This window comes from Paenibacillus humicola, assembly GCF_028826105.1.
Taxonomy (GTDB): domain Bacteria; phylum Bacillota; class Bacilli; order Paenibacillales; family Paenibacillaceae; genus Paenibacillus_Z; species Paenibacillus_Z humicola.
This window is the reverse complement of the sequence record NZ_JAQGPL010000001.1, coordinates 5,158,983-5,181,379: the sequence shown is the minus strand read 5'-3', so window position 1 is coordinate 5,181,379 and position 22,397 is coordinate 5,158,983. Positions and strand designations below refer to the sequence as shown.

The following is a 22,397-nucleotide window of genomic DNA, read 5'->3' as shown; positions in this document are numbered from 1 at the left end:
AGTCTTTTCCTTTTCTCCCGGCTCGCTTATTCGTTGAACGTCCCGAAATATTTTTTTCCGGTTCAACCCGGGGATCGAATTCGATGCGTATTTTGGCCAGTGCCTGCCATTGCTCCCCGGAGAGGGAATCGGTAAGATAGGCGTAGGCGCGTTTTCGACAAACGGGCTGTCGAACGGTGTCGCCGCCGATTACAGATGGTGCAACCAGAGGAGCTGGCCTTATGTTTTATTCCTTTAAAAACCGCTTGATCGCCATATTCGTGCTGCTGCTCGTTTTCTCCTCCGGCACGATGTCCGTCCTGCTTTTTAATCAGTCCCGGTCGATCATCCGCTCCTACATCGAATCGTCGGCCCTGGAAAAAATGAACGAATACGGTTCTTTTATCGATATGGCGCTCATGCAGGTGTACGATTTGTCCTCGATTGTGTTCAACAGCGATATTACGAAAAGCTGGAATAACGCGATGGCGGACCCGACGCTCAGCGAAGGGGAGAAGATGCTTGCGAATATCAGCCTCAGTCAATTTCTGACCAAGGCGACGAACAGCTACTCGAGCGTATCGTCCGTTTCGATCTACCGGCAGGACGGGCTCAGGGTTGGGGCGGACAACCAGGTCACCCATGATCCGTCCTTCCTGCATTCGGACTGGTACCGAAATTTCAAGCTGAACGGCGTCCAATGGGTTTCCGCGCATATCGACCCGTTCGAAGAGGGCGGCCTGAAGCCTTATCGCGTCGTCAGCCTGCTGCTGCCGATCGGCACGTTCGAGCCCACCATGTCCAAAAGCGTCATGAAGGTCAACGTGAAGTCCGATTTTCTGCTCGATCCGCTCAAGGGCATTCATTTGGGCGAAAGCGGCACGATCTTTCTGCTCGATCAGAACGGCAGGCCGATTTTGTCGCAGGACGAATACAATTCCCATGCCGACGCCATCGCGGAGGTCGAGCGCATCCGGGAGAACAATCCGCTGCAGGGCGTCGTCTATATGAAGGGCAAGAACGGAAAGGTCGACGTGCTTGTCTATAAAAAGCTGGAGCGTTACGACTGGCTGCTGGTCGGCTTCGTTCCCGAGGGCGAGCTGTACGCCAAGCTGTATAAGCTGCGGACGAGCATCATCGTGTTCACCGCTCTGCTGCTGATCGCCGCGATTCTGATCGCGACCTGGCTGTCGTTCGGCATCACAAAGCCGCTATCGAGGCTCGCCTCCGCAATGCGGTCGATTCAGAAGGGCGATTTCGACATGGCGGAGAGCCGCATCCCGCCCAAACGGGCCGTCCGCAACGAGGTCGGATTCGTCACCGAAACGTTCCGCAACATGGTGAGCCGGCTCCGGGAGCATATCAAGAACGAATTCGAGCTGCGGCTGCTCCGCCAGCAGGCGGAATACAAGGCGCTGCTCATGCAGATCAATCCGCATTTTCTGTTCAATACGCTGGAGCTGCTGACAAGTCTGGCGATGCAGCGCCGGACCCGCGACACCGTTCACGTCATCGAATCGCTCGGCAAAATGATGCGGTTTTCGCTGAAAGCGAGCCGGGACCTCATTCCGCTGGCGGAAGAATTGAACTATCTGGATCACTACGTATCGATCCTGCGGATTCGGTTCCGGGACCGGCTGGAAATCGTCACAGAGCGGGAAGGCGGCCTCGACCGGCTTGAGGTCATCAAATTCATTTTGCAGCCGCTTGTGGAGAACGCCGTCAAATACAGCTTCCGGCACGGGGAGCGGGCCGCCGTTCAGATCCGCATCCGCCGCGCCGGCGGGCAGGTGGAAATGTCCGTGGCGGACAACGGCCCAGGCATTCCGCCGGAAACGGTGCAGCGGCTGATGGCCGAGTCGGCGGCGGTGCAGCTCGATCATGTCCTGAACAATGAGACGAGCCAGATCGGGCTGCGCAACGTGCTCATTCGCTGCCGGCTGTATTACGGGTCGCTGTTCAGCTTTACGATCGAACGAAGCGAGCTTGGAGGAACGAAGATCACGCTCATTTTACCCGTACAGGAGGGATCGCGCGATGTACCGGACCTTAATCGTGGATGACGAGCCGGAAATCAGAATGGGGCTGAAGCTGAAGGTGGACTGGGACCGTCTGAACGCCACAGCGGCGGGCGAGGCGTCGAACGGTGCCGAGGCGCTGGACTTTATGGACAACGAGCCGATCGATATTATGATTGCGGATATGAATATGCCCGTCATGAACGGGGTTGAGCTGCTGGAGGCGTGCCGCGGGCGGTTTCCCGGGGTGAAGGTGATTGTCCTGACCGGCTACGAGGATTTTCATTACGCGAAAGCGGCGGTCAAAAACCGGGCGAGAGATTTTCTGCTGAAGCCCGTCACGCAGGACGAGCTGATGGTCGTCATGGAGCGGGTCATTTCGGAGCTGGACGAGGAACGGAAGGAGCAGCGCGAGCAGGCGGTCGTCCAATGGCGGCTTTCCCAGTATTTCAAGGACATGAAAGAGCATTTCATCAGCCGCATCGTGCGGGAGGAGCCGGAGCGCGAGCGCGATCTGATCGAGCGCGCGGGGCATTTCGAACTCGAGACGTGGCATGAGAAGCAGGTGCGGTTCGTGACGGCCGGGCTGCGGGAGCGGTCGGCCGCATACGACGGAAGCGCCGGGCGGACGCCGGACAAATTCCGGCTGCCGTTCGAGCTGCTGTGCCGGGAATTCGCCGAGACCTATCCCGCCCCCGTGCGTCCGCAGGTATTCCGCGACGACCATTATCCCGGGCTGTTGCATTTCATCCTCGAGGACGCCGGGGACGAGGTCGCCTCGTTTACCGCCGCCCTGCGGAGCTGTATCGCGGAGCGGCTGGCGTTCGAGCCGCTCATCGGCATCGGCCAGCCCGTCGCCGGCTTCAAGCGCTGGAAGGAAGGGTGCATTTCGTCGCTGCTTGATTGGAATATGTCGGAAAGCGGCAAAATGAAGGCGAAGGACCAGGCCGATCCGAAGCCGGTGCTGACCGAGGACACGGCGAAGCTGATTCAGCGCCAGCTGCTCCGCGGCGAGCTGGACGCCTTCCGGCAGACGCTGCACAACGAGCTTGCGGACGCGTTCGGCGCCTCGCAGGCGCGCTTCGTCAAGCTGATCGCCCACCTTTATTTTCTGCTCGATTCGCTGGCCCAGACGGCAGGGGTTCCGCTTTCCGGAGGAGAGCAGCTGTGGATTCGCCCCGATACGGTGCTGGCGCTCGATACCGTCCAGAAGGCGGAAGCGTTCCTGCTGCGGCTGGGGACCAAAATCTATCGGGATCAGGCCGACGCCGAAGATCCGGACAACTCCGTCATCGAGAACGCCCGCCAGTTTATCGAGCAGCATTATATGTATGACCTGAACCTCGGCATGCTGGCCGAGAAGTTCAGCTACAACCGCTCGTATTTCTCCGAGCTGTTCAAGGCCAAGGTCGGGACCAGCTTCATCCAGTACGTGACGGACGTGCGGATGGAGAAGGCGACGCGGCTGCTGAAGGAGACGAAGCTCGGGCTATGGGATATCGCCGAGCTGACGGGCTTTTCCAACCCGAGCTACTTCAGCTCGAAATTCAAACGGATGTACGGCGTTTCGCCGTCGGAATACCGGAATGCCAATAGTGACAAGGGTTGATTGATCGAAAAATTAAGCGATTTAAAAAAGGCCGTTAGATTGATTTCGCACATTTTGGCAATTCGGTTGGCTCGGATAAACGAAAGCCCATAAGGGATTATCGAGCCTTCTTTGCGCCCGCGGACCATTTTGGATCGAGTGCAAGCACATTAAAGGGTAAGAGAAGCAACACAAGCAGAGGAGCTGAACCGGATGCACGCTAATTAGTTACCCCTGATAAATTCACTTTCTTGTACAGAACCTATCCCGCCGGGATGGGGATTTCATAATTATGAAACTAAGTGCTCATTTTAATGGCTTATTTGGTCATTTGAGCGGCTTTTCTAAGGTTATGAACCCAGATTCCAAAGCCGACCCAGGTTTTTGAGCCGACAAAGCCCCTGTACCGGCTTCGGTTGAGGCCGTACTTTCGCTTTAGCAAGCTATCTTTTAATCATAAAAATCAAGATTCTGGGGTTTTAACGAAGATACCATAATTCAAAATTAAGACTTTCGTATGTGAATTAACCAAACTTTTTCCATATGCTATTACGCTAAAGCTCACCGATGGGATTGAGGCTACTCGTTTAAATTCACTGTCATATATATATATTGTGTCTGTATTTTCCTGTATTTTTTTTATGTTCTGTTCGGTTAACTTATGATTAGGAACTGATTCGAGAGATGCATAACTTTTTGATGTTTGTATTAAGAGTAAGCTTGCTAACATAATTGTGGCAATAGCGACACCAAAGCGACTTAATTGTTTAATCAATTTTGTTTACATCCTCCCTGTACCTACCGTTGGTTAATTACGGGAATATTATTTGTTAAAATAAGACAATATATACCTTTAGTTTTTTCACAAGCTCGTCGGGACCAACTGGACGCTGTGCCAGCCGGGGTGTTTTTTTATGCATTCTGCCTGCCAATGGCCGGACATCTGTATCTAACAGTCGAGAAGAATTACATGGATTCACACGGCAGAGCGAGGTTGCGTTCGCTTTTTGTTACCTTATGGGGCTACCAGCTCATGACACGGCTCAAAGCAATTAATTCGCAAAAACTATACAGGCCCCGATCCAGGGAGATGTCTCGGAACATGAATAACGCCCTCTCAACTTCCCACTGGGAGCGAAAGGGCTGAAAAGTTTGCTTTCTCGTTATCTTGAGCTTCGTCAACCTTTTGAAAAAGTCTAGTATGGACCCGCATGCTAGGTGTAGTGAGAGATCGGGGGCTAGCCGCCCCCTCCGACTCGATTACAGGCTATTTAAGATATCGCTTTAATTCTTCGTAGAAATTTTCTCTAGACCCAGCTAAGATAACAACGACGAGTTCACCCTCACTATTTTCCTCTACGCGATAGGCGATTTCGTAATTCGTACCCTTGTAAGATACATCATAGCCATAAACACCTGTGAGGTCACCAGTCTTCTGTTCTCCAATGGATGGATCTTGCCGAATAGCCTTTATAGCGTCCCAATACGCCTTTAATAATGGCTTCTCAACAAGTTTTTTAAAATAGCGCTTTGCTGGGCCGAGGTATGTAACGGGGAGCATCTAATCCCCCATTACATCGCCAAATAATTCTTCCGTTTCATTCACGCCATTAAAGTTGCGGGCGGCTTCTTCGGAATCGGCAATTAGTTGTTTTACAGCTGCATGCAGCTCGCCTTGTTTCTCGCGGAATTTAGCGAGCAGTTCTTCACCTGTATATCCTTCTTTAATCAAATCAGCCAAAATGAGATCCGCAAAGTAATCACTGCCCATATTTTCACGTACAGGACGCATGATGATGTTGTTGCCCTTAATACTGAATTCAACTTCGTCTTTGATTCCGGCCTGTTCAAACAGTTTCTGAGGTATTGTTACTTGGCGCTTCTGAGAGACACGAGCACGCCGCCATTCCATACGTTCCACCGCCTCATGTGCTATTGCCATAGTATACCCCTCCTTTGTTTGCCGTATTCCTTTTTTTCAATTTCTTTGTTTCTTTACTTCTTTATTATACAGTGATTTATAGGAAATTGATAGTACCTATCTGCCTAAAAGGATCGGTCTGATATCGAAAATGAAGGACGCGAATGAACCTCCGGAATACATACGCGAGCAACTGCGCAGCGTGGTGAGGGAGATAATCGTCCCGATGACGGATGATGACGACGGTAAGCCCTATTTGATGCAGCTAACGGAAGAGATGGAGGTTGTTAAACAGGCGCTTGTTATGCTTAGGACGGAGAATGACGAACTAAGACGGGAACTTGTAGAGGCGCGCCGTGAGGCATCGGTCGCTACTGAACAGCTGGCCGAACAGTTTACGAACGCATCTGACCAAATCCGAAATGAAATCCAGAAAGTCCAAGAAACTATGATGACGGCGGATGACGAAAGACGACGGCAACTCGTAATCGCAATGCAACAACAACGGGAAGAAATTCTAAATAGCCGTCTGACCGAACGGCGAATCCAGCAGCAACTTAATCAAGAGGCACTGGAATTATGGGCTACTAAGCCCGAGGCGGAACGGCTGCGAAAGATCGGCTGGTTTCGTAAAGAAGAAGATACGGCAGCGCGTGACCGGTTCGTTCGAGACTATATAGATGAACATTATGAGAGCCGTTTGCGGGCGGCTTATGGAGAAGAGCATGAATAAGAATGTACCGCGGTCACGTCAAATCGGCAGCCAAATAAACCGCAAAAAAGGTAATCCATATTTTTCTACGTAGAAACGACAAGTTTCTTCTAACATGATTCGAAACAACTAGAATTCTCTACTCAATTAATAATACTGAACAGCTAGATTGTGAGTTAAGATTTTAGGAGAATCGGAACTGGTACAACATGGAATTAAAGGGTATTTTTAATACATTGAATAAATGGGAGGAATGTTATTAATGGTTAAAAAGAAGTTGCTGACTTTTTTAGTTGCCGTTTTAATTGTGTTCTCCTTCACTATTACTCCTGCATTTGCGTATACAACGGGTTCTTGTAGCGGCAGTACCGGATTTTGTACCTATCTTACGATGTACAGTGGTGACTTAATTGGTAAAGGTAATGCTCAGCCTCTAAATCAAAATTATAGTACTTATTATGAGTTTCAAACGACAAGTGATAGTCTCTTTAATGTTTCTTTTTGGTTAGAAAGATATGACGATACATCTCATACATGGTCACAGGTTACATCTCCCAAAAATGCAGCACAAAAGGGTGGTACCAATTATGGTTTCTATACAACAAGCTCAGCTGGAACTTATCGGTTAGTTGCAAAATGTGGTGATACAGTATCCGGAAGATGCGCGGGAACAGGGACTTTCGAGACATGGTAATAAAAAAGAAGGGGGTTAAGGCACCCCCTTCTTTTTAATTTAAGCTTTCTGCAACCAACATTAATTCATTTAACGTATCCTCTTCAGAAACACCATTTTTACTAAGGCCAATATTGTAGTGCAATCCGTTTTTTTCGAGATTCAGATGCACAAACGATCTTTTTATTACATAGTGTGCTTCAATTCCATTTTTTAAAGTTACATTTTTTTGTATACTACTTATCTGTGGTTTATTTTCCTCTGTACCAACAACAACCTTTAACATTCTTTTTGTCGTGTCGTTTATATATTCGAGTTCAAGCATATTGTCATTGACCGAACCACTTGCACTTGTAGGTGAGAATGGAGAGACCTGTGGCAAATTTACATTTTTAGCAACCCTTTTTTGAAATTCATTTACTGCTTGCTTGATGGACTGGTTCTGAACTGCAAGTGAAAACGCCTCAATATTTTGCCTTCCAGACGCAAATAATGCTCCTGGAAATAAAATTGAAAACAACCCTGTAATAATAATTAACCTGATTATTTTTGAAGACATCTTTAAACCTCCATTTAGTCATGATTTTTTAATTTAATATCACCCAATCACTGGAATTATATACCGTTAAACCCGGTAAGGAGTCCCACGGCAGGTACTTCGTTTAATCCAGATCCCACGTTGCACTGACCACCTAGTTCTCTCAAAGCCGTTGCGACGGCCCCGGTCGCGTAGACGCGAATTTTCAACCCTGATATTCGCCCAAATTTGGTCATGAGTGGCGATTTTGCTTTATGAACCAACAACCAAAAACGGCCTCTGTTCGCATCGATGACGACAAGGCCGTTTTTTCATTTTCGCCGAATTGCTTCGATTTGCTGTAAGGTCCATGTTCCGGAAGGGCCGGACTATTGCACAAAATAGTGGTTTATATACAGATGTCCGAGAAGAAAGGCCCTTCCCAACGCAAGAAGAGGTTCTATTGTATTTGTTTTAAACCCTAAGTCCGATAGATTTCAAGATTTCATGTCTTTTTATGAATGATTTTGTCCGTTAAAATGCTCCATGAAAAAACTATAAGAGGAAAAAAATACTATATATTAATATACAGGCACATGCTAGAATTTAAGTGCCGACTGGAATTAATTAACTCTCCTTTTCTTTTCAAAACGCGAAAGCGCAAACAAAAAGGAGGGTCATCATACTAATATATGAAAAGAAGATATCTATTTGCTATCGTAGTTTTTTTAGTATTGTTGTGTGGTGGTGCTGGATATCATTTTTTCTTCACTCATGATAAGGAACTAACTTTACTAGAGGCATATAAACTAGGAAATGAAGAAGCGTTAGCATGGGATAAAAATGCCAAACTCATGTTAATAACAAGTGTTGATGAATTAGACAAGAAAACAACTACACTTGGAAGCAACGGAAAAAGATCTATTTGGAATATGATGTTTGGAAGTAAAGAAAAAAAGAGCGTACTCATACTTAACATAAAAAATGGTAAAATTGTAATCAATAAAACAGTACTCGAGAATTTTAAAGACTCCGAACTAATATCTCCAGGTGAACTATTATTAGACTCACCTTATATGGTGGATCAGGCAAAGAAAAATAATTTAAAGCCTGGAGAGACATGGCCTAAAGGTTATCATTTTACAGTTAAGAAAGATGAACAAGGAGTACATTTTGCAGTAGTAGGTCAAGATGAGAATCACAAGCTTACTAAGCTATATTTTGATCCAAAGACAGGCGAATTAGTTGGAACTGAAAGAACACAATAAAATAATAAGGATGTGTTTATAATGAAATTGAAATTCAAAGCAATAATTATTGGTGCATCTCTTATTTTATCATTTGCTTCTGTAGCTTCGGCAGCAACAACACATCATTATTGTGCTCAAACCGTTACTGCTTACGTTGCTGTCTCAGGAGCAAAAACCGCGAGCGGGACAACTCCAACGCAGTACCAGACTGCTGCAGTCCATCCCAAAGTTTGGGGTATCACAGGGTTAGTTGATGATTTTGGATTTTTAACATGGTCGACCACCTCAAAAGAAGGATTTTTGAGGGGCACTGAAGAATTCTACGATTACGGAATTCGCCCCTCGTGATGGTTCTTGTTGCCTCGACAACAACAATTTCCATTCTGAGTGCTCGAATTCCTTTTTCTTTGTCCAAGAACCTCGATTTTTTCAGGGGGAACTAATTAGCACAAATTAATAAGGTACAACACGGCTGCTACAATAGGAGCGCAGCGTTGTTTTGGTGTCTGTAAAATAATTTCGTAATATGAGGTTAGCCAGCTTAATGCTTGGTTAACCTCTTTTGTTTTAAGATTGCTGTAGCCGTGATGGGGACAAAATGCTGCTCCAGCTTTCGGTCTTCTTCCCAGATCGAGTCGGTGTGAGCACTTTAACGGGCCAATTCCCCCTCCGGGGGAATTCCTTATACATGAGTTTACACAAACTTCTTGACAGACTCTTGCTTTGTGTTGCCTTCGTCAGGCGATCGTTTTCTTAATTTGTTTCCAATATATATCTTCTTTATCCAATGTTTCGTTAACTACATTTCCGTCCGCAACTTCATTTACATATTTTCCTTCAACTTTTTCTTGCCTTTCCGCACCTCGATTCATCCATTCGTATTCCAAATCAATGTGTCCGATATCGATTGCCCAATATCCCGTCATTCCCAAATCGTAAGCCAAAATGGTAGCGGTTGGCCCCAACGCAATTAATACTAAGACATCGGTATCATATTCTTTTACGGCGCTCAGAATTTCGTTATATTTAAAAAATGCATTCTCTGAGGGACACAAAATTCTTGAAATACTTTTTGCGTTGCGAAACAAATCATTCCCTACGCCAAACCTTCAACGATCAGTACATCTTGAGCTTCCCAAAGCTTTTTAAGAAGAAAGCTGTTTTTTGCTCTGCTTTTTATCCATAAAAGGAATATAAAAACGGCTAATAGCGGTATTCAGATATGTTCTTTTCCAATTAATTGCGCGATACCAGTCCATCCTATGGTCGACAATGTGGTTTTTCCAAAAGTATTGATTCTCGGCTGTCCTTAGTGAAAGACGGTTCGTACTGAACACATCCGGCAGACAGACTTCGATTTCTTTCTCCCTGGACAATAGGATTTCTTTCAGCCGGTTTGCCAACAACGGATCCGAATTTTGGTACCTGATCCCACCACCTAATAAACACCAAAGCTCGCCGTCGCCAAATCTGCTGACCGATTTTTTATTTTCGGTGATCCTTAAAATTGATTCCTCTACTGTCAATATTTTTGGAGCAGGAAATAGATATTTTAATACCGCAATGTTTAAAATCAGTATACAGTATCGCTTTAATGTCAAATATAAGGTCTTCATTTCATTCTCCCATCGTGTACCCGGTTTTACGCAAACCTTCGATAATTTAAATCTAAATGCTATATACTTTATCGACAAAGTGTGTCGCTGGTGTTAGATTATCTAAGTTCACCTGAAAAAAACGAAAGCGAGAAGCCGAATAATTGACATTCATTCCGCGGGCGCTATTCCTTATGCTGTATATATCCGGCCGTTCGCTCGGCCATGATGCATACGAAAGGGGGGTCTCGCGAATATGGAACGGGCACGCAAAGCCGTCTGGCGCCAGAACGGGACGGCCTATTTATTTCTGCTCCCCTGGCTGGTCGGTTTTTTCTGCCTGACGCTGGGGCCGATGATCGGCTCGTTTTATTTGTCGCTGACGAAATACAATTTGCTTCAGCCGCCCAAATGGCTTGGTCTCGGAAATTATAACGAAATTTTCACGGCGGACGATTCGTTCCGGCATTCGCTCGCGGTCACGTTTCAGTATGTGGTGCTTTCCGTTCCGCTTCGCCTCGTTTTTGCGCTGCTGGTGGCGATGCTGCTGAACAAAGGCATCCGGGCGCTCGGCATATACCGGACCGTCTATTACGTGCCGTCCCTGCTGGGAGGCAGCGTCGCGATCGCCGTCGTCTGGCGGACGATATTCGACGGGGACGGGCTATTCAACGATTTTCTGGGCTGGTTCGGGCTGACCGGTCCTTCGTGGATTTCGAATCCGAACTACATCGCGTATACGATCGTCACCCTTTCCGTCTGGCAGTTCGGGTCGGCGATGGTCATCTTCCTGGCCGGCCTGAAGCAGATTCCCGCCGATCTGTATGAGGCGGCGGAGGTGGACGGGGCAAGCAAGGTCAGGCAGATGTTCCGAATTACGCTGCCGCTGCTGTCCCCGGTCATTTTCTTCAATCTCGTCATGACGATCATCCATTCGTTCCAGGTTTTTACGCCGGCGTACGTGATCGGCGACGGGCGGGGGGGACCGATCGACTCGACGCTGTATTACACGCTGTATTTGTACCTGAAAGGCTTCTCGTTCTTCGATATGGGCTATGCCTCGGCGCTGGCGTGGATCATGCTCGTCATTATCGGGGCGTTCACGGCGATCGTATTCGCGACCTCGAAATATTGGGTCTTCTACAGCGACGGAAAACCGGGAAATTAAGGAGGCGCTATGCAAATGGCATACAGATCCGCAGCTTCGCGCGTCATTCGGCACGCCTTCATCATCGCGGTCGGGCTGCTCATGATGTACCCCGTATTCTGGCTGCTCAGCAGCTCGTTTAAGCCGAACCAGCTCATCTTCTCACAGCCGGGCTTATGGCCGCAGAAGTTTACGTTCGAGAATTACGCGCAGGGCTGGCAGGGGCTTCAAGGCATCACGTTCGGCCGTTTTTTTACCAACTCGGCTATCATTTCCGGCATGTCGGTGCTCGGCAACATCGTCACCTGCTCGCTGGCGGCGTTCGCCTTCGCCCGTCTGCAGTTCAGGTTCAAGCGGCTCTGGTTCAGCTTCATGCTCGTGACGATCATGCTGCCTTACCACGTCACGCTGGTGCCGCAGTATATTTTGTATAATGAGTTTAAGTGGATCAACACGTTCTTTCCACTGATTGTGCCGAAATGGCTGGCGACCGATTCGTTCTTCATCCTGCTCATGATCCAGTTCATCCGCGGCATACCGTCCGAGCTGGACGAAAGCGCGACGATCGACGGCTGCAGCTCGAGGCAGATTTACACGCGCATTATTTTGCCCCTGCTCGTGCCGGCGCTTATTACGACCGCGATCTTCACGTTCATCTGGACATGGGACGACTTTTTCAGCCAAATGATATACTTGAGCCAGCCGCGGCTGTTTACCGTGCAGCTCGGCATCCGGTCCATGTTCGACCCTACGGGCGAATCGGATTGGGGAGCGCTGCTCGCCATGTCGGTCCTGTCGCTCATCCCGATTTTGACGATTTTCTTCTCGTTCCAAAAGTATTTCGTCAACGGAATCGCCACAACCGGACTGAAATAGCGGTTTAGCGGCGGCGCGGCAGCCGAATATAATGCAGATCAACTGCCGACGGAATTGCATGTCTTTAGGCGGGGCCGTCGGCTACGATAAGATTGCGGAAAACACAAACTTATTCTATCTTTAGGGGGAAGACAGGCTATGCGCAAATATTTGGGGGTTCTTGTACTGGCCCTGTTGGTAGCGATTACAACGGCATGCGGAAGCGGCACGGGCGGCGGTCCGGCGGCAAGCGGCGGAGGAAACGGCAGCGCCGGCTCCGGCGGCGACACCGGCAGCAGCGGCGGGAGCGGCTCCGGCAAGCAGGTCGAGCTGCGCATGATGTGGTGGGGCGATCAGAAGCGGGCCGACCGCACGAATGCGGCGCTTCGCTTGTTCGAACAGAAGAATCCGGACATTAAAGTCGTCGGCGAGTTCGCTCCGCAAACGGGTTATTTCGACAAGCTGAATACGCAAATCGCGTCGGGCACGGCGCCGGACGTTTTCTTCCTCGGAGGCAACGTCACCGACTACGCGCAGAAGGGCGTTCTGCTCGACCTGCAGCCTTACGTCGGCAAGCAGCTCGATTTGTCCGATATGGACAAAGCGATGATTCAATACGGCACGATCGGCGGCAAGCTCGTTCACATCTCCGCCGGAGCCAACGCCCGCGGGGTCGTCATCAATACCGCCCTGTTCAAGAAGGCCGGCATTCCGATTCCGTCCGACGACTGGGACTGGGATACATTCGCGAAAATCAGCAAGGAGCTGTCCGACAAGCTGGGCAAAGGCTACTACGGCACCTACGATTACACGAAGGACGGCCTGGACATCGCGTTTAAGCAGAACGGCAAGCAGCTGTACGATATGGAGAATAACAAGCTCGGCTTCGACGAGCAGGATGCCGAGAAATGGTTCGCGTACTGGGATCAAATGCACAAGAACGGCGGCGTCGTGACGCCGGAGCTGTACATTTCGAACCCGCCGGGCGATACGAGCAAATCGCTGATCGTGGCCGGCAAAGTCGCGATGGGCCTCATTCCGTCGAATCAATTCGGCGCGCATCAAAGCCTGATGCAGGATCAGCTGACGATGCTTCAGGTTCCGAAGGGTCCGAAAGGACACGGCGTCGTCTTCGAATCCAGCCAGGGCATGTCGGCCTATGCGAAAACGCAGCATCCCGAAGAAGTGGCCCGCCTGATGAACTTCTGGATCAACGATCCGGACGCGGCGAAAATTCTCGGCAACGACCGCGGCGTGCCGGTCACGTCGAAAATGCGCGAGCTGCTGTCCAAGGACGCTTCGCCGGCCGATAAAATCGTCTACCAATTTTGCGACACCGTATCCAAAACGGCGGCGGCCGAGCAAGTCAAGGTCAGCTACAATCCTCCGGGCTCCGCCGAGTTCGACAAGCTCGAGGATACGACGATGCAGGAAATCGGCTTCGGACGGAAGAGCGTCCAGGAAGCGGCGAAGGATTTCTACGACAGCGCCGTGAAAATATTCGACAGCAATAAACCGTAAGGCCGGTTGGATGGCACAGGTACGTCCGAACGGAAAGGTACATGATGAAGCAAGCAGCTGCCGGGTCGGCTATCGACCCGGCAGTCGCCGCGTAATCGAAGCCGGAGAGCGCAAGCGTAACGGCGCACCTTCGAGCAAACCAGGAAAGAGGCGTTGATCATGGACAAATCGCTGCTGCAGCGGCTCCGCGGGACCGACCCGGCCGAGCGCGCAGGCGAGCTCGGCAAGCCGGGGGACGAAGCCGTACTTGCGGAATGGCAGCGTTCGGGCGTGAAATTCGCCGCTTCGGGGCAGCGGCTTGAAGAGGTCTATTATTCCGCCCTGCGCAAGCTGATGGACTGCATCGCACCCGCGGCCGGAACGGAACCGGTGCTTCACGAGGGCGGCGTATATCTGGGCTGCTGGCTCGAAAGCACCGGCACGATCAACGCGGAGCTGCTGTCTCGTTTCGCGCCTTCCGTCTCGGAAGCGACGTACCGGCAGTTCGCCGATTACCAGCGGGCTGACGGGCTGATGCCCTATAAGCTGACCGCGCAGGGCCCGGCGTACCGGCAAATCCAGCTGGTGACGCCGCTGGCCCGGTGCGTATGGAACCACTACCTGCTGAACGGGCGAAACAAGCCGTTCCTGCGGCATATGTACCAAGCGATGACGCGCTACGACGGCTGGCTTGCGGCTTACCGCAACACGCGGGGAACCGGATGCGTGGAGGCGTTCTCCGCCTTCGATACGGGACACGACCTGTCCTCCCGCTTCTGGCATGTGCCCGATACGCCGCATTTGGGCGATCCGCGGGAATATAACCCCGATTCGCCGACGCTTCCTTTTCTGGCGCCCGATCTGACCGCGAACGTGATCTGCCAGCGCACGTATTTGGCGAAAATCGCCGGGGAGCTCGGCATTTCCGGCGATGCCGCCGAATGGACGAGGCGCGCCGCGCAAAGCAGGGACAGCCTGTTTGCCCACTGCTACGACGAAGCGGACGATTTCTTCTACGACGTCGACCGGAACGGCGAATTCGTGCGGGTGCAGTCCGACAACCTGCTTCGCGTGCTGGCCTGCGAGGTCGGGGACCGCGAGCTGTTCGACCGGATGCTGCGGCGTTATCTGCTCAATACGAGCAAATTTTTCGCCAAATATCCGTTTACGTCGATCGCGATGGACGATCCGCGGTTCGATCCGTTCACGAGCTACAACACATGGGCCGGGGCGGTCAATTTTCTTAGCATCATCCGGACGCCGCACGCCTTCGAGCATCACCGGCGCTACGTGGAGCTGACGTGGGTCATGTACCCGCTCGTCGCGGCGATGAACCGGATGAAACGCTTTTCCCAGGCGCTTAGCCCGTGGACTGGCGAGGAGGGATATACCGAGACGTATTCCCCGGCAATTCTGGGCGTGCTCGATTTCGTCGAGCGGCTGTGCGGCATTTTGCCCACGGCGGAAGGCGACCTGTGGTTTACGGGACTGGTGCCTTATCCGCTGGATCACGGAACGGAAATCGCGGAGCGGACGGCCTACGCCCGAACGGTGGACGGCGTCCCGTTCGAGCTCGTCAATACGCTCGAAGGCTGCGCCATCTACCGGGACGGACAGGAGCATATCCGGTTTCCGTTCGGGACCCGGGCCGTCACGGACCGGGAGGGCCGGCTGAAAGAATTGATCGGCATGAGCGTCCGTACCGTGCAGGGCACCGTCAGCTGCGAGGGGCGCGAATATCCGGTTTCCGTCAAAGGCAACGAGCGGCTGGCCTTCGAAGACGGCGGGTTCAGGTCCGTTTCCGACATCGGCGTCGTAGCGCCGGCTTACCGGTAGAGCCGCGGCACGCCGAGCGCAAGCTGTGGACGTCGGCTTTTCGAACTGCGTGAAGCTGATCCCGGGACAGGTCATGACGAAACGGTCCGGCCGGGAACGGAAAGCCCAGCAGGAGTAAAACAGCGTTCAACGGCCCGGCTTCGGATGGATTTCAGGCAGTATTCCGCGTTGTATGCGGAGCTGCCTTTATTTTTTGCAAAATTATTGACTTATCGTTCAAAAAAGAATATAGTGAAAAAAACATTCGCAATCGAAGGGGGAGCGAGATGGCGCGCCATAAAGAATTCGATCAGGAGAAGGCGCTGAACCAGGCGCTCGAGCTGTTCTGGGAGAAGGGCTACGAAAGCACGTCGGTCCAGGATTTATGCGATAAACTAGGCATTAACCGGGGCAGCCTGTACGATACGTTCGGGGACAAGCGCGAGCTGTTTCTGGCCTGCCTCGACCGCTTTGCGGAGCGTATAGAAGACGAGCTGAACTCGATTTTGAAAGAGGATGCCGGCGATCCGAAGCAGCAGCTGGAACGGTTTTTCGACCGGGTCATCGATATTTCGATGAACGACCCGTCAAGAGGCCGGGGCTGCTTAATCGCGAACTCGACGCTCGGGGACACCGCGCGCGATCCCGAAGTGGCCGGCCGGGTGACGGCCTACTACATGAACCAGGAAGCGCTGTTCCACCGTTTTCTGATGAAAGCCCGGCAGAAGGGGAAGCTGACCGGCAAGCACAGCCCGCGCGAGCTGGCGCGTTATCTGCTGAGCACGAGGCAGGGGCTGCTGTCGCTGGCCAAGACGGCGCCGGACCGGAGCATGCTGGAGGAGATCTACAAAGTAGCGCTGTCGGCCGTGTTCTAATTTTTTTTGCCCTTTTATGGAACGTACGTTCAAAAAATATGAATAATCGTCTGCGGTAAGGGCATATTGAGGAAGATTTGTTTTGGCCTGAGTAATAAACGCATGGATTCCATTAAGAAAGCAGGTAGGTTTATGATTCGGATGCTGTGGGTTATTCTTATGATGTCGAGCGGGGCAACTTTTATTACGCCATTATTTCCGGTTTACGGAGAGCATTATCATTTAACGAGCCTGCAGATTACGGTCTTGTTTGCGGTTTACGCGGCGGCGCTGCTGCCTGCCCTGCTCATCGTCGGAGCCAAGGGAAGCGAATGGGGATTGAAACGCGTGCTTCGCGCAAGCGTCTGGCTATCCGTAGCGTCGACGCTGCTTTTTCTGGCAAGCTTTGACGCCTGGATGGTTTATGCCGCGAGACTGCTTGAAGGCATCGCTTACGGTGCCTTTACGGGTTCGGCGGTCGCTTTTCTGTTAAAGCAGGTTTCCCCGAATAAAATGGGGTCCGCGATTAAATTATCGGGGGTCACGATCTCCGTCGGATTCGGCGTGGGACCGGCCATCGCCGGGCTCGTATTGCAGTATCTGGGCGTACGGCCGCTCCATATGCCCTTCTGGTTCCTGCTCGCGATGCTGGCCAGCGCCCTGGTCGTGCTGGAAACGCTGCCCGGACACGACGCTGCTTCACCCTCCAAACCGGCCAAATCGTCGACGATATCCCTGGGTATCCCTGCGGATATCCGCTCCCACTTCTGGTCGATGATCGCGCTGCCGGTCTTTACGGTATTCACGCTGCACGGAATCGCGTTCTCGCTGATCCCTTCTTTCGCGAAAAACGTCATTCACACGAGCAATCTGTCGGTTTCCGGACTGTTGATTTTGCTGCTGCTCGGCGGCGGAGCCGTAGCGCAGTTTTCGCCTTGGCCGTCCCCCATCTTGCGGATGCGCCTCGGAATTCTGTTTCTGGCCATCGGATCATGGGGCATCGTGGCTTCAGGTCATACGGGAAGCCTGCCTTTGCTCTGGGCGGCGATACTGATTCAGGCGGTCGGCGGCGGCTGGACGTTCCAGGTCGCGCTGAGGCTGGCCGGGCATCTGCCGAGACCGGAGGAGCGCCACAGGGTCATTTCGGCGTTTTATTTATGCGGCTATTCCGGGTTTATCGTTCCGGTTGTCGGCGTCGGCGTGCTGACCCAGTTTTTGAACCTGACCGCCTCGCTGGTGGTCCTCAACTTATTTGCCGCCGCGATCGTGATTTATGTGCTTGCTTATTCCGCCGCATTTCAGCGTTTTTATTCCAAGGCGGCAGCCGTTTAAGCCTTCGCGCACCTGGTTGTTGGACATCTGTTCTTTCGTCATGGTAGTCATTCCAAAAGCCCGAGCGATCGGGCTTTTTTTCTTGGACCGGTTTCCGGTTTCATCCGGTGCCGGAAATAATGCCCGTGGCGGGAAGCGGGCTTTACCTTTATGATAGGTTTAGATTCTGCGCGGGCCGGGTAATGGGTAGAAAACTGTGCCTCCGTTTCCGGACGTCCGGAGGTTTAAGACGATTATGTTAGGCAGCAAGCAGGCGGTACCCATCTCTGGAACCTACGGCTGCGTATTTCACGGGTGGGAGGGAGCCTGAACGACAATGAGAAAAACGAAAATCGAGGAAATTGAAACGCTGCGCGGATTTGCGTTTCTGGCGGTCGTCATGCAGCACGCCGTCGCACATTATTTTCCGCTGCCCGATACGCGGATGGAAGACGGCGTGCTGTTCGGCCTGCTCCTGCTGCTGGCGAAGTTTGCCGTACCGCTCTTCGTTTTCATTACGGGCATGGTCCTTTTTTATAATTACGACGAGAAAATCCGGTACGGCACTTTTATCCGCAAGCGCTGCCGCGATGTTTTGCTGCCATATGTGCCCTGGGCCGTGCTGTACGCTGCGGAGTTTCAGCATCTGGACCTTACCCGGGCGGAGTCCTGGCCAAAGCTCGGGCTTATGGTGCTGACGGGAAAAGCGAGCTATCATTTGTGGTATATCGTGATGGTGTTCCAGTTTTACTTGGCGTTTCCGTTCGTTCAGCGGCTTGTCATACGGCTGAAGCCAAGCTCTCCTGTTCGGGCCGCGGCCGCTTTAGCGGTTTTCGGAATGCTTTACCTCTGGCTGATGCATTCGGGCGGCGCGCTGTACCGGTCGGCGGCGGCGCTCCATTTGCCGGTCGTCAGCTCCTGGTTCACGACCTATCTGGACCGCAACGCGCTGATGTATACGTTCTACTTTGCGCTCGGCGCCGCGGCGGGGCTTTATGCGGACCGGTGGCGCCGCCGGCTGGACCAGAGCCGCTTTCTGCTCGGCGCTTTATTCGCGGCCGCCGTCGGCGTCATGCTGTACGATGCCGTTTCCCGTTTTCAAACGGATCCGAGGCTCGTCGTCCGCTTCGACCAGCTGGCGCTGCTCCGGCCCGTCATGGCCGTCTTTCTGACGCTGTCGGTATGCGCCGTCTACGCGCTGGCGCTCCTGTTCGACCGGTCCGCGCCGGCTTTCCTGCGGAAGGCGGTCGTCCTGGCGGGGTCGTATTCCTATGTGGCGTACCTCGCTCACGCCTATGTGCTGAAATATACCGAGCAGCTTGCGGACCGCCTGCTGCCGGGCGGCTCGGTCACGGTCCGGACGATTGCGGCGTTCGCGTTCTGCGCCGCCGGTTCGGTGCTGCTTGCCGTCCTCATTCGGATGGCCTATCGCCGGATCAAGGCGCTGGTGAGCAGCAGAACGGAGTCGGGCGGCAAATCGCTGCAGGCGTAGTGTCCGCGGTTTAAGGCATCGGGGAGAAAGGGAAGTCGTTTTATTGCGGGGAGACGAGAGCTTGAGCATAGTCCATCAGGCTTTGCCCTACGCGCGGCACAGCGTCCTCGCCGTTGCGTACAACGAGATAATCGCCCGGATAGGCTGCCCGATCGGAATCAGCTCCGGCAAAACTGGACCGCATGCAAAAAACAGCACGACACGAGAAGCGTGTCGTGCTGTTTTTGCAGCCGGATCCGTCCGGGTCACGACTCGTCCTTCGGGATTAACTTGAAAATTTCGCCCGATTCGAACGCGTCGATGAGCCGGTGCAGCCAGCGGTAATATTTTAGCGCCTCGCTTATTTTATCCTCGTCGAACTCGGCAACCCGTTGAAGCTTTGCATGGTCCGGGTAAGCCTCTTTCAATGCCCGGATTTCGCGGAGCGATTTGCTCAGCGCCGCCATATTGCTTTCGACCGCCTTGCGCCATTTAATGGAGAAATAATCGCTGAAATTTTGGTGCCAGTCCGGAACAACCTCGTAAAAATCTTTTCGCGAGCCCTTACCCCATACCTTGTTAATCATCTTCAGATCCATAAGCGTGCGCATGCCCGTGCTCATGGACGTCTTGCTCATGCCCATCGTTTCGCTCATTTGGTCGAGCGTAATCGGGGCGTTCTGAAAATACATATACCCGTATAAATGTCCGATGGACAAAGTAATGCCGTATAAATCCATATTTTTGCCGATCGAGTCGATGACGCGCTCCCGAGACTTCTGCAATTGTCCGATCTGCTCCTGCGTTAACCCGTCGAGTTCCTCGTTCATACCTGCCTCCTAAGGACGCTTTCGTCCAATTACACGGCGGCGACGAGCAAATTCATACGTTCGCGCGCAAAGGCTTGAAGGAAGATAAGCCGGATGCCTATACGTTCCTGGACCAGTTCAACTGGACGCCGGACGATATGGCTGAGGTCATGGTGCAAATTCAAGACGGGAAATCGCCGGAGGAAGCGGCGAAGGCCTGGGTGGACGGCCATGAAGAGAAAGTGAACGAATGGCTGAAAGGCACGAATGCCTAATAAGACGCGAACCGCGAAGCCCCGAGCTTCGCGGTTTTTTTGTCGGATGACATAAAATAGGAAGCCGGGTCAAACAATACTTGCAGAGGTGAATACCGTGGAAATTTATATCAAGGTCGTGTTTTCGTTTGCCGTTCTGCTGCTTCTCGCCCGGCTGATGGGAAAGAAGAAGATGGGGCAGCTGATCTATTTCAATTATATTACCGGCATTACGCTCGGGTCGCTTACCGCGACGTTCATTATAGACTCCCGGATCTCGCTCGCAACGGGATTGGGGGCGGTCTCGTTATGGGCGGGCTTGACGCTGCTGCTCGGAATGATCGTGATCAAATCGAGAACCGCGAAGCTCCTTTTCGACGGCGAATCGGCCGTTGTAATCAAGCATGGTCAAATTCAGGATTCTCCAGCAGCCGATCGTGGACGGGAAGCTGGTCAGGAAGAATATGGACGAAATGGGAAAATCAGGAGAGTTGCTCCAAGAGGAGCTTCGAAAAACGGGCGGGCCCGGCGCCGAGATCGGCGAATTCTACTATGCGGGAATCGATGCGAACGGAGAGGTGCATGCCTGGAAATCAGCTGAATCGCATTGACCGTTATCCGCATCACTGGACGGCTTGACACCGGCATTGACAGGACGCCCAGGCGTACGGTAAGATGAACGGTAACTAAATAGCATGACATCGAAATTCTTATTGAGAGCGGTGGAGGGACTGGCCCTATGAAACCCGGCAACCGGCCCGCAAGGGACAAGGTGCTAATTCCAGCGGATTCATTTCCGGCAAATAAGAAGAGGTTACCGGCAGCAATCGGCAAAGCCCTCTTCCCGCACGAGGGCTTTTTTGATGTTTCGGGTGACTGCAAGGGAGGCTGCCGCCATGGGCGAACAACAACGGATCAGCATTGCGCTGCTCGGAATGGGCACGGTAGGAACGGGTATTATCAAATCGTTATTGATGAATGCGGATAAACAAATCGCTGCGTTCGGGGCGGAAATCGAGCTGGCGGGCGTTCTGGTGCGCGATCCCGGCAAGCCGCGCGGCGTGGAGGTCGGGAGCGGGCTGTTGACGGACCGTTACGAGACGATTGCCGAACAGGACGGGGTGTCGGTCGTCATCGAGGCGATCGGCGGCATCGAACCCGCCCAATCGTTTATTATCGATTCGCTGCGGCGCGGAAGACACGTCATCACCGCCAACAAAGCGTTAATGGCCCTGCATGGCGGCGAGCTGACCGCGTTTGCCGAACGGTGCGGCGCGCGTCTGCTGTACGAGGCAAGCGTCGGCGGCGCGATACCGGCGATCGGCGCGCTGTCGCAGTTTTTGCGTTTCAACGAAATCCGTTCGATTGCCGGTATTTTGAACGGCACGACGAATTACATTTTGACGCGGATGATGCAAAGCGGCATCGGCTACGGCGCCGCGCTTGAAGAGGCGCAGCGGCTGGGGTTCGCCGAAGCGGACCCGACGTCGGACGTGGAAGGCTTCGACGCGATGTATAAGCTGATGATTCTGGCGCGGATTGCTTGGGGCGCCGACCTCGGTCCGGATGAGATCGACCGCCGCGGCATAACCGGCATCACGGCCGCCGATATCGCCATGGCCCGGGAGACAGGCCGGACGTGGAAGCTGGTCGCGTGGGCCGAGCGGGACGAGGACGGCCGGCTGCGCGCAAGCGTGAGACCCGAGCTGCTGGAAGCCAGCCATCCGCTTGCCGGCGTGCACAACGAATACAACGCGGTCACGATCGCCGGCAACCTGGCCGGCGAGCTGACCTTCAGCGGACGCGGAGCCGGCGAGCTGCCGACGGCAAGCGCAATTCTCGGCGATCTGTCCTTTCTGCTCACCGGCGGGCAGGGCGGATTGCACCGCCTAGGTCCGGCCGATGCGCTGCTCGTCGGCGATCGCGACTTATAAATCGAATCACCTCCAGGCTCGCGCGTCGGCGCGGGCTTCTTTTTTTGGGCGCTGCGATTTTGTGAGCCGCTGCGAATTCAAGAGGCCGAACAAGCAGCAGGCGGCTGCTCCAATGAGGTCTTGTTGACTACCAAAGAGTTACAGAAAGGTATACTTTGAGATAATAGATCGAAAAGATCTTGCATGGCAAAATT

Annotated in this window: 22 protein-coding genes, 1 pseudogene and 1 riboswitch; of the genes and pseudogenes, 17 read left to right on the top strand and 6 right to left on the bottom strand. The window is 52.7% G+C overall.

Going from position 1 to position 22,397, the window contains the following annotated elements; translation table 11 throughout:
- Nucleotides 1–221 precede the first annotated feature (221 nt).
- Nucleotides 222–2,042 (top strand): sensor histidine kinase, encoded by a 1,821-nt coding sequence (locus tag PD282_RS23750; RefSeq protein WP_274653803.1) that lies wholly within the window; start codon nucleotides 222–224, stop codon nucleotides 2,040–2,042.
- The gene (locus PD282_RS23745) at nucleotides 2,017–3,606 is read left to right on the top strand and encodes a response regulator transcription factor (protein ID WP_274653801.1); all 1,590 of its coding nucleotides are present in this window, start codon (nucleotides 2,017–2,019) and stop codon (nucleotides 3,604–3,606) included. Before PD282_RS23750 ends, PD282_RS23745 begins: the two co-directional genes overlap by 26 nt.
- A 442-nt stretch (nucleotides 3,607–4,048) precedes the next feature.
- Here PD282_RS23745 and PD282_RS23740 read toward each other — a convergent pair whose 3' ends face one another.
- A complete protein-coding gene (locus PD282_RS23740; RefSeq protein WP_274653800.1) occupies nucleotides 4,049–4,360 on the bottom strand; it encodes a hypothetical protein in 312 nt (103 codons plus the stop codon).
- Nucleotides 4,361–4,516: 156 nt separating this feature from the next.
- On the opposite strand from PD282_RS23740, the gene PD282_RS27495 reads away from it, so the two are divergent.
- Nucleotides 4,517–4,732: a Tn3 family transposase gene (locus PD282_RS27495; protein WP_420832374.1), complete on the top strand. Its 216-nt coding sequence runs from the start codon at nucleotides 4,517–4,519 to the stop codon at nucleotides 4,730–4,732.
- 120 nt (nucleotides 4,733–4,852) lie between these two features.
- Here PD282_RS27495 and PD282_RS23735 read toward each other — a convergent pair whose 3' ends face one another.
- Both PD282_RS23735 and PD282_RS23730 read right to left on the bottom strand, forming a co-directional pair.
- Entirely contained in the window at nucleotides 4,853–5,146 is a 294-nt protein-coding gene (locus PD282_RS23735; protein WP_274653798.1) for a type II toxin-antitoxin system RelE/ParE family toxin, read from the bottom strand.
- Nucleotides 5,147–5,527, bottom strand: a complete 381-nt coding sequence (locus PD282_RS23730) for an AbrB/MazE/SpoVT family DNA-binding domain-containing protein (protein WP_274653796.1) — start codon at nucleotides 5,525–5,527, stop codon at nucleotides 5,147–5,149. It lies immediately after the preceding gene.
- Nucleotides 5,528–5,732: 205 nt separating this feature from the next.
- Between PD282_RS23730 and PD282_RS23725 the strand changes: the two genes are divergently transcribed.
- Nucleotides 5,733–6,239, top strand: coding sequence for a hypothetical protein (locus tag PD282_RS23725; protein WP_274653794.1), 507 nt, complete (start codon nucleotides 5,733–5,735; stop codon nucleotides 6,237–6,239).
- Nucleotides 6,240–6,480: 241 nt separating this feature from the next.
- Complete coding sequence (locus PD282_RS23720) at nucleotides 6,481–6,912, top strand: hypothetical protein (protein ID WP_274653792.1); 432 nt, start codon at nucleotides 6,481–6,483, stop codon at nucleotides 6,910–6,912.
- Nucleotides 6,913–6,946: 34 nt separating this feature from the next.
- On the opposite strand, the gene PD282_RS23715 is transcribed toward PD282_RS23720, so the two are convergent.
- On the bottom strand, nucleotides 6,947–7,450 hold the full coding sequence (locus PD282_RS23715; protein ID WP_274653790.1) for a hypothetical protein: 504 nt from the start codon (nucleotides 7,448–7,450) through the stop codon (nucleotides 6,947–6,949).
- A 650-nt stretch (nucleotides 7,451–8,100) separates the two neighbouring features.
- Between PD282_RS23715 and PD282_RS23710 the strand changes: the two genes are divergently transcribed.
- Nucleotides 8,101–8,676: a hypothetical protein gene (locus tag PD282_RS23710; RefSeq protein WP_274653788.1), complete on the top strand. Its 576-nt coding sequence runs from the start codon at nucleotides 8,101–8,103 to the stop codon at nucleotides 8,674–8,676.
- Nucleotides 8,677–8,697: 21 nt separating this feature from the next.
- A complete protein-coding gene (locus PD282_RS23705; RefSeq protein ID WP_274653786.1) occupies nucleotides 8,698–9,006 on the top strand; it encodes a hypothetical protein in 309 nt (102 codons plus the stop codon).
- 389 nt (nucleotides 9,007–9,395) lie between these two features.
- On the opposite strand, the pseudogene PD282_RS23700 reads toward PD282_RS23705, so the two are convergent.
- Nucleotides 9,396–10,274, bottom strand: a pseudogene (locus PD282_RS23700) (GT-D fold domain-containing glycosyltransferase).
- Between the two features lie 235 nt (nucleotides 10,275–10,509).
- Here PD282_RS23700 and PD282_RS23695 point away from each other — a divergent pair.
- The 7 genes from PD282_RS23695 (at nucleotide 10,510) to PD282_RS23665 (ending at nucleotide 19,227) form a co-directional block, all read left to right on the top strand.
- Complete coding sequence (locus PD282_RS23695) at nucleotides 10,510–11,421, top strand: carbohydrate ABC transporter permease (protein ID WP_274653784.1); 912 nt, start codon at nucleotides 10,510–10,512, stop codon at nucleotides 11,419–11,421.
- Nucleotides 11,422–11,436: 15 nt separating this feature from the next.
- Nucleotides 11,437–12,276 (top strand): carbohydrate ABC transporter permease, encoded by an 840-nt coding sequence (locus PD282_RS23690; protein ID WP_274653782.1) that lies wholly within the window; start codon nucleotides 11,437–11,439, stop codon nucleotides 12,274–12,276.
- Nucleotides 12,277–12,414: 138 nt separating this feature from the next.
- Complete coding sequence (locus PD282_RS23685; RefSeq protein WP_274653780.1) at nucleotides 12,415–13,776, top strand: ABC transporter substrate-binding protein; 1,362 nt, start codon at nucleotides 12,415–12,417, stop codon at nucleotides 13,774–13,776.
- A gap of 159 nt (nucleotides 13,777–13,935) precedes the next feature.
- Nucleotides 13,936–15,591 (top strand): MGH1-like glycoside hydrolase domain-containing protein, encoded by a 1,656-nt coding sequence (locus PD282_RS23680; RefSeq protein WP_274653779.1) that lies wholly within the window; start codon nucleotides 13,936–13,938, stop codon nucleotides 15,589–15,591.
- A 266-nt stretch (nucleotides 15,592–15,857) separates the two neighbouring features.
- A complete protein-coding gene (locus PD282_RS23675) occupies nucleotides 15,858–16,445 on the top strand; it encodes a TetR/AcrR family transcriptional regulator (protein WP_274653777.1) in 588 nt (195 codons plus the stop codon).
- A gap of 132 nt (nucleotides 16,446–16,577) precedes the next feature.
- Complete coding sequence (locus PD282_RS23670; protein ID WP_274653775.1) at nucleotides 16,578–17,756, top strand: MFS transporter; 1,179 nt, start codon at nucleotides 16,578–16,580, stop codon at nucleotides 17,754–17,756.
- A 316-nt stretch (nucleotides 17,757–18,072) separates the two neighbouring features.
- On the top strand, nucleotides 18,073–19,227 hold the full coding sequence (locus tag PD282_RS23665) for an acyltransferase (RefSeq protein ID WP_274653773.1): 1,155 nt from the start codon (nucleotides 18,073–18,075) through the stop codon (nucleotides 19,225–19,227).
- A gap of 245 nt (nucleotides 19,228–19,472) precedes the next feature.
- Here PD282_RS23665 and PD282_RS23660 read toward each other — a convergent pair whose 3' ends face one another.
- Complete coding sequence (locus PD282_RS23660) at nucleotides 19,473–20,036, bottom strand: GbsR/MarR family transcriptional regulator (RefSeq protein WP_274653771.1); 564 nt, start codon at nucleotides 20,034–20,036, stop codon at nucleotides 19,473–19,475.
- Between PD282_RS23660 and PD282_RS23655 the strand changes: the two genes are divergently transcribed.
- The 3 genes from PD282_RS23655 to PD282_RS23645 all read left to right on the top strand — a co-directional run bounded on the left by PD282_RS23655 (nucleotide 19,991) and on the right by PD282_RS23645 (nucleotide 22,203).
- Nucleotides 19,991–20,290 carry a glycine betaine ABC transporter substrate-binding protein gene (locus PD282_RS23655; RefSeq protein ID WP_338045258.1) on the top strand — a complete coding sequence of 100 codons (300 nt, stop codon included), beginning with the start codon at nucleotides 19,991–19,993 and terminating at the stop codon, nucleotides 20,288–20,290. The two genes, PD282_RS23660 and PD282_RS23655, sit on opposite strands and share 46 nt — an antisense overlap.
- A gap of 97 nt (nucleotides 20,291–20,387) precedes the next feature.
- A complete protein-coding gene (locus tag PD282_RS23650; protein ID WP_274653769.1) occupies nucleotides 20,388–20,870 on the top strand; it encodes a DUF421 domain-containing protein in 483 nt (160 codons plus the stop codon).
- 106 nt (nucleotides 20,871–20,976) lie between these two features.
- Nucleotides 20,977–21,079: riboswitch (SAM riboswitch) on the top strand.
- Between the two features lie 86 nt (nucleotides 21,080–21,165).
- Nucleotides 21,166–22,203, top strand: a complete 1,038-nt coding sequence (locus PD282_RS23645; protein WP_274653767.1) for a homoserine dehydrogenase — start codon at nucleotides 21,166–21,168, stop codon at nucleotides 22,201–22,203.
- Nucleotides 22,204–22,397 lie beyond the last annotated feature (194 nt).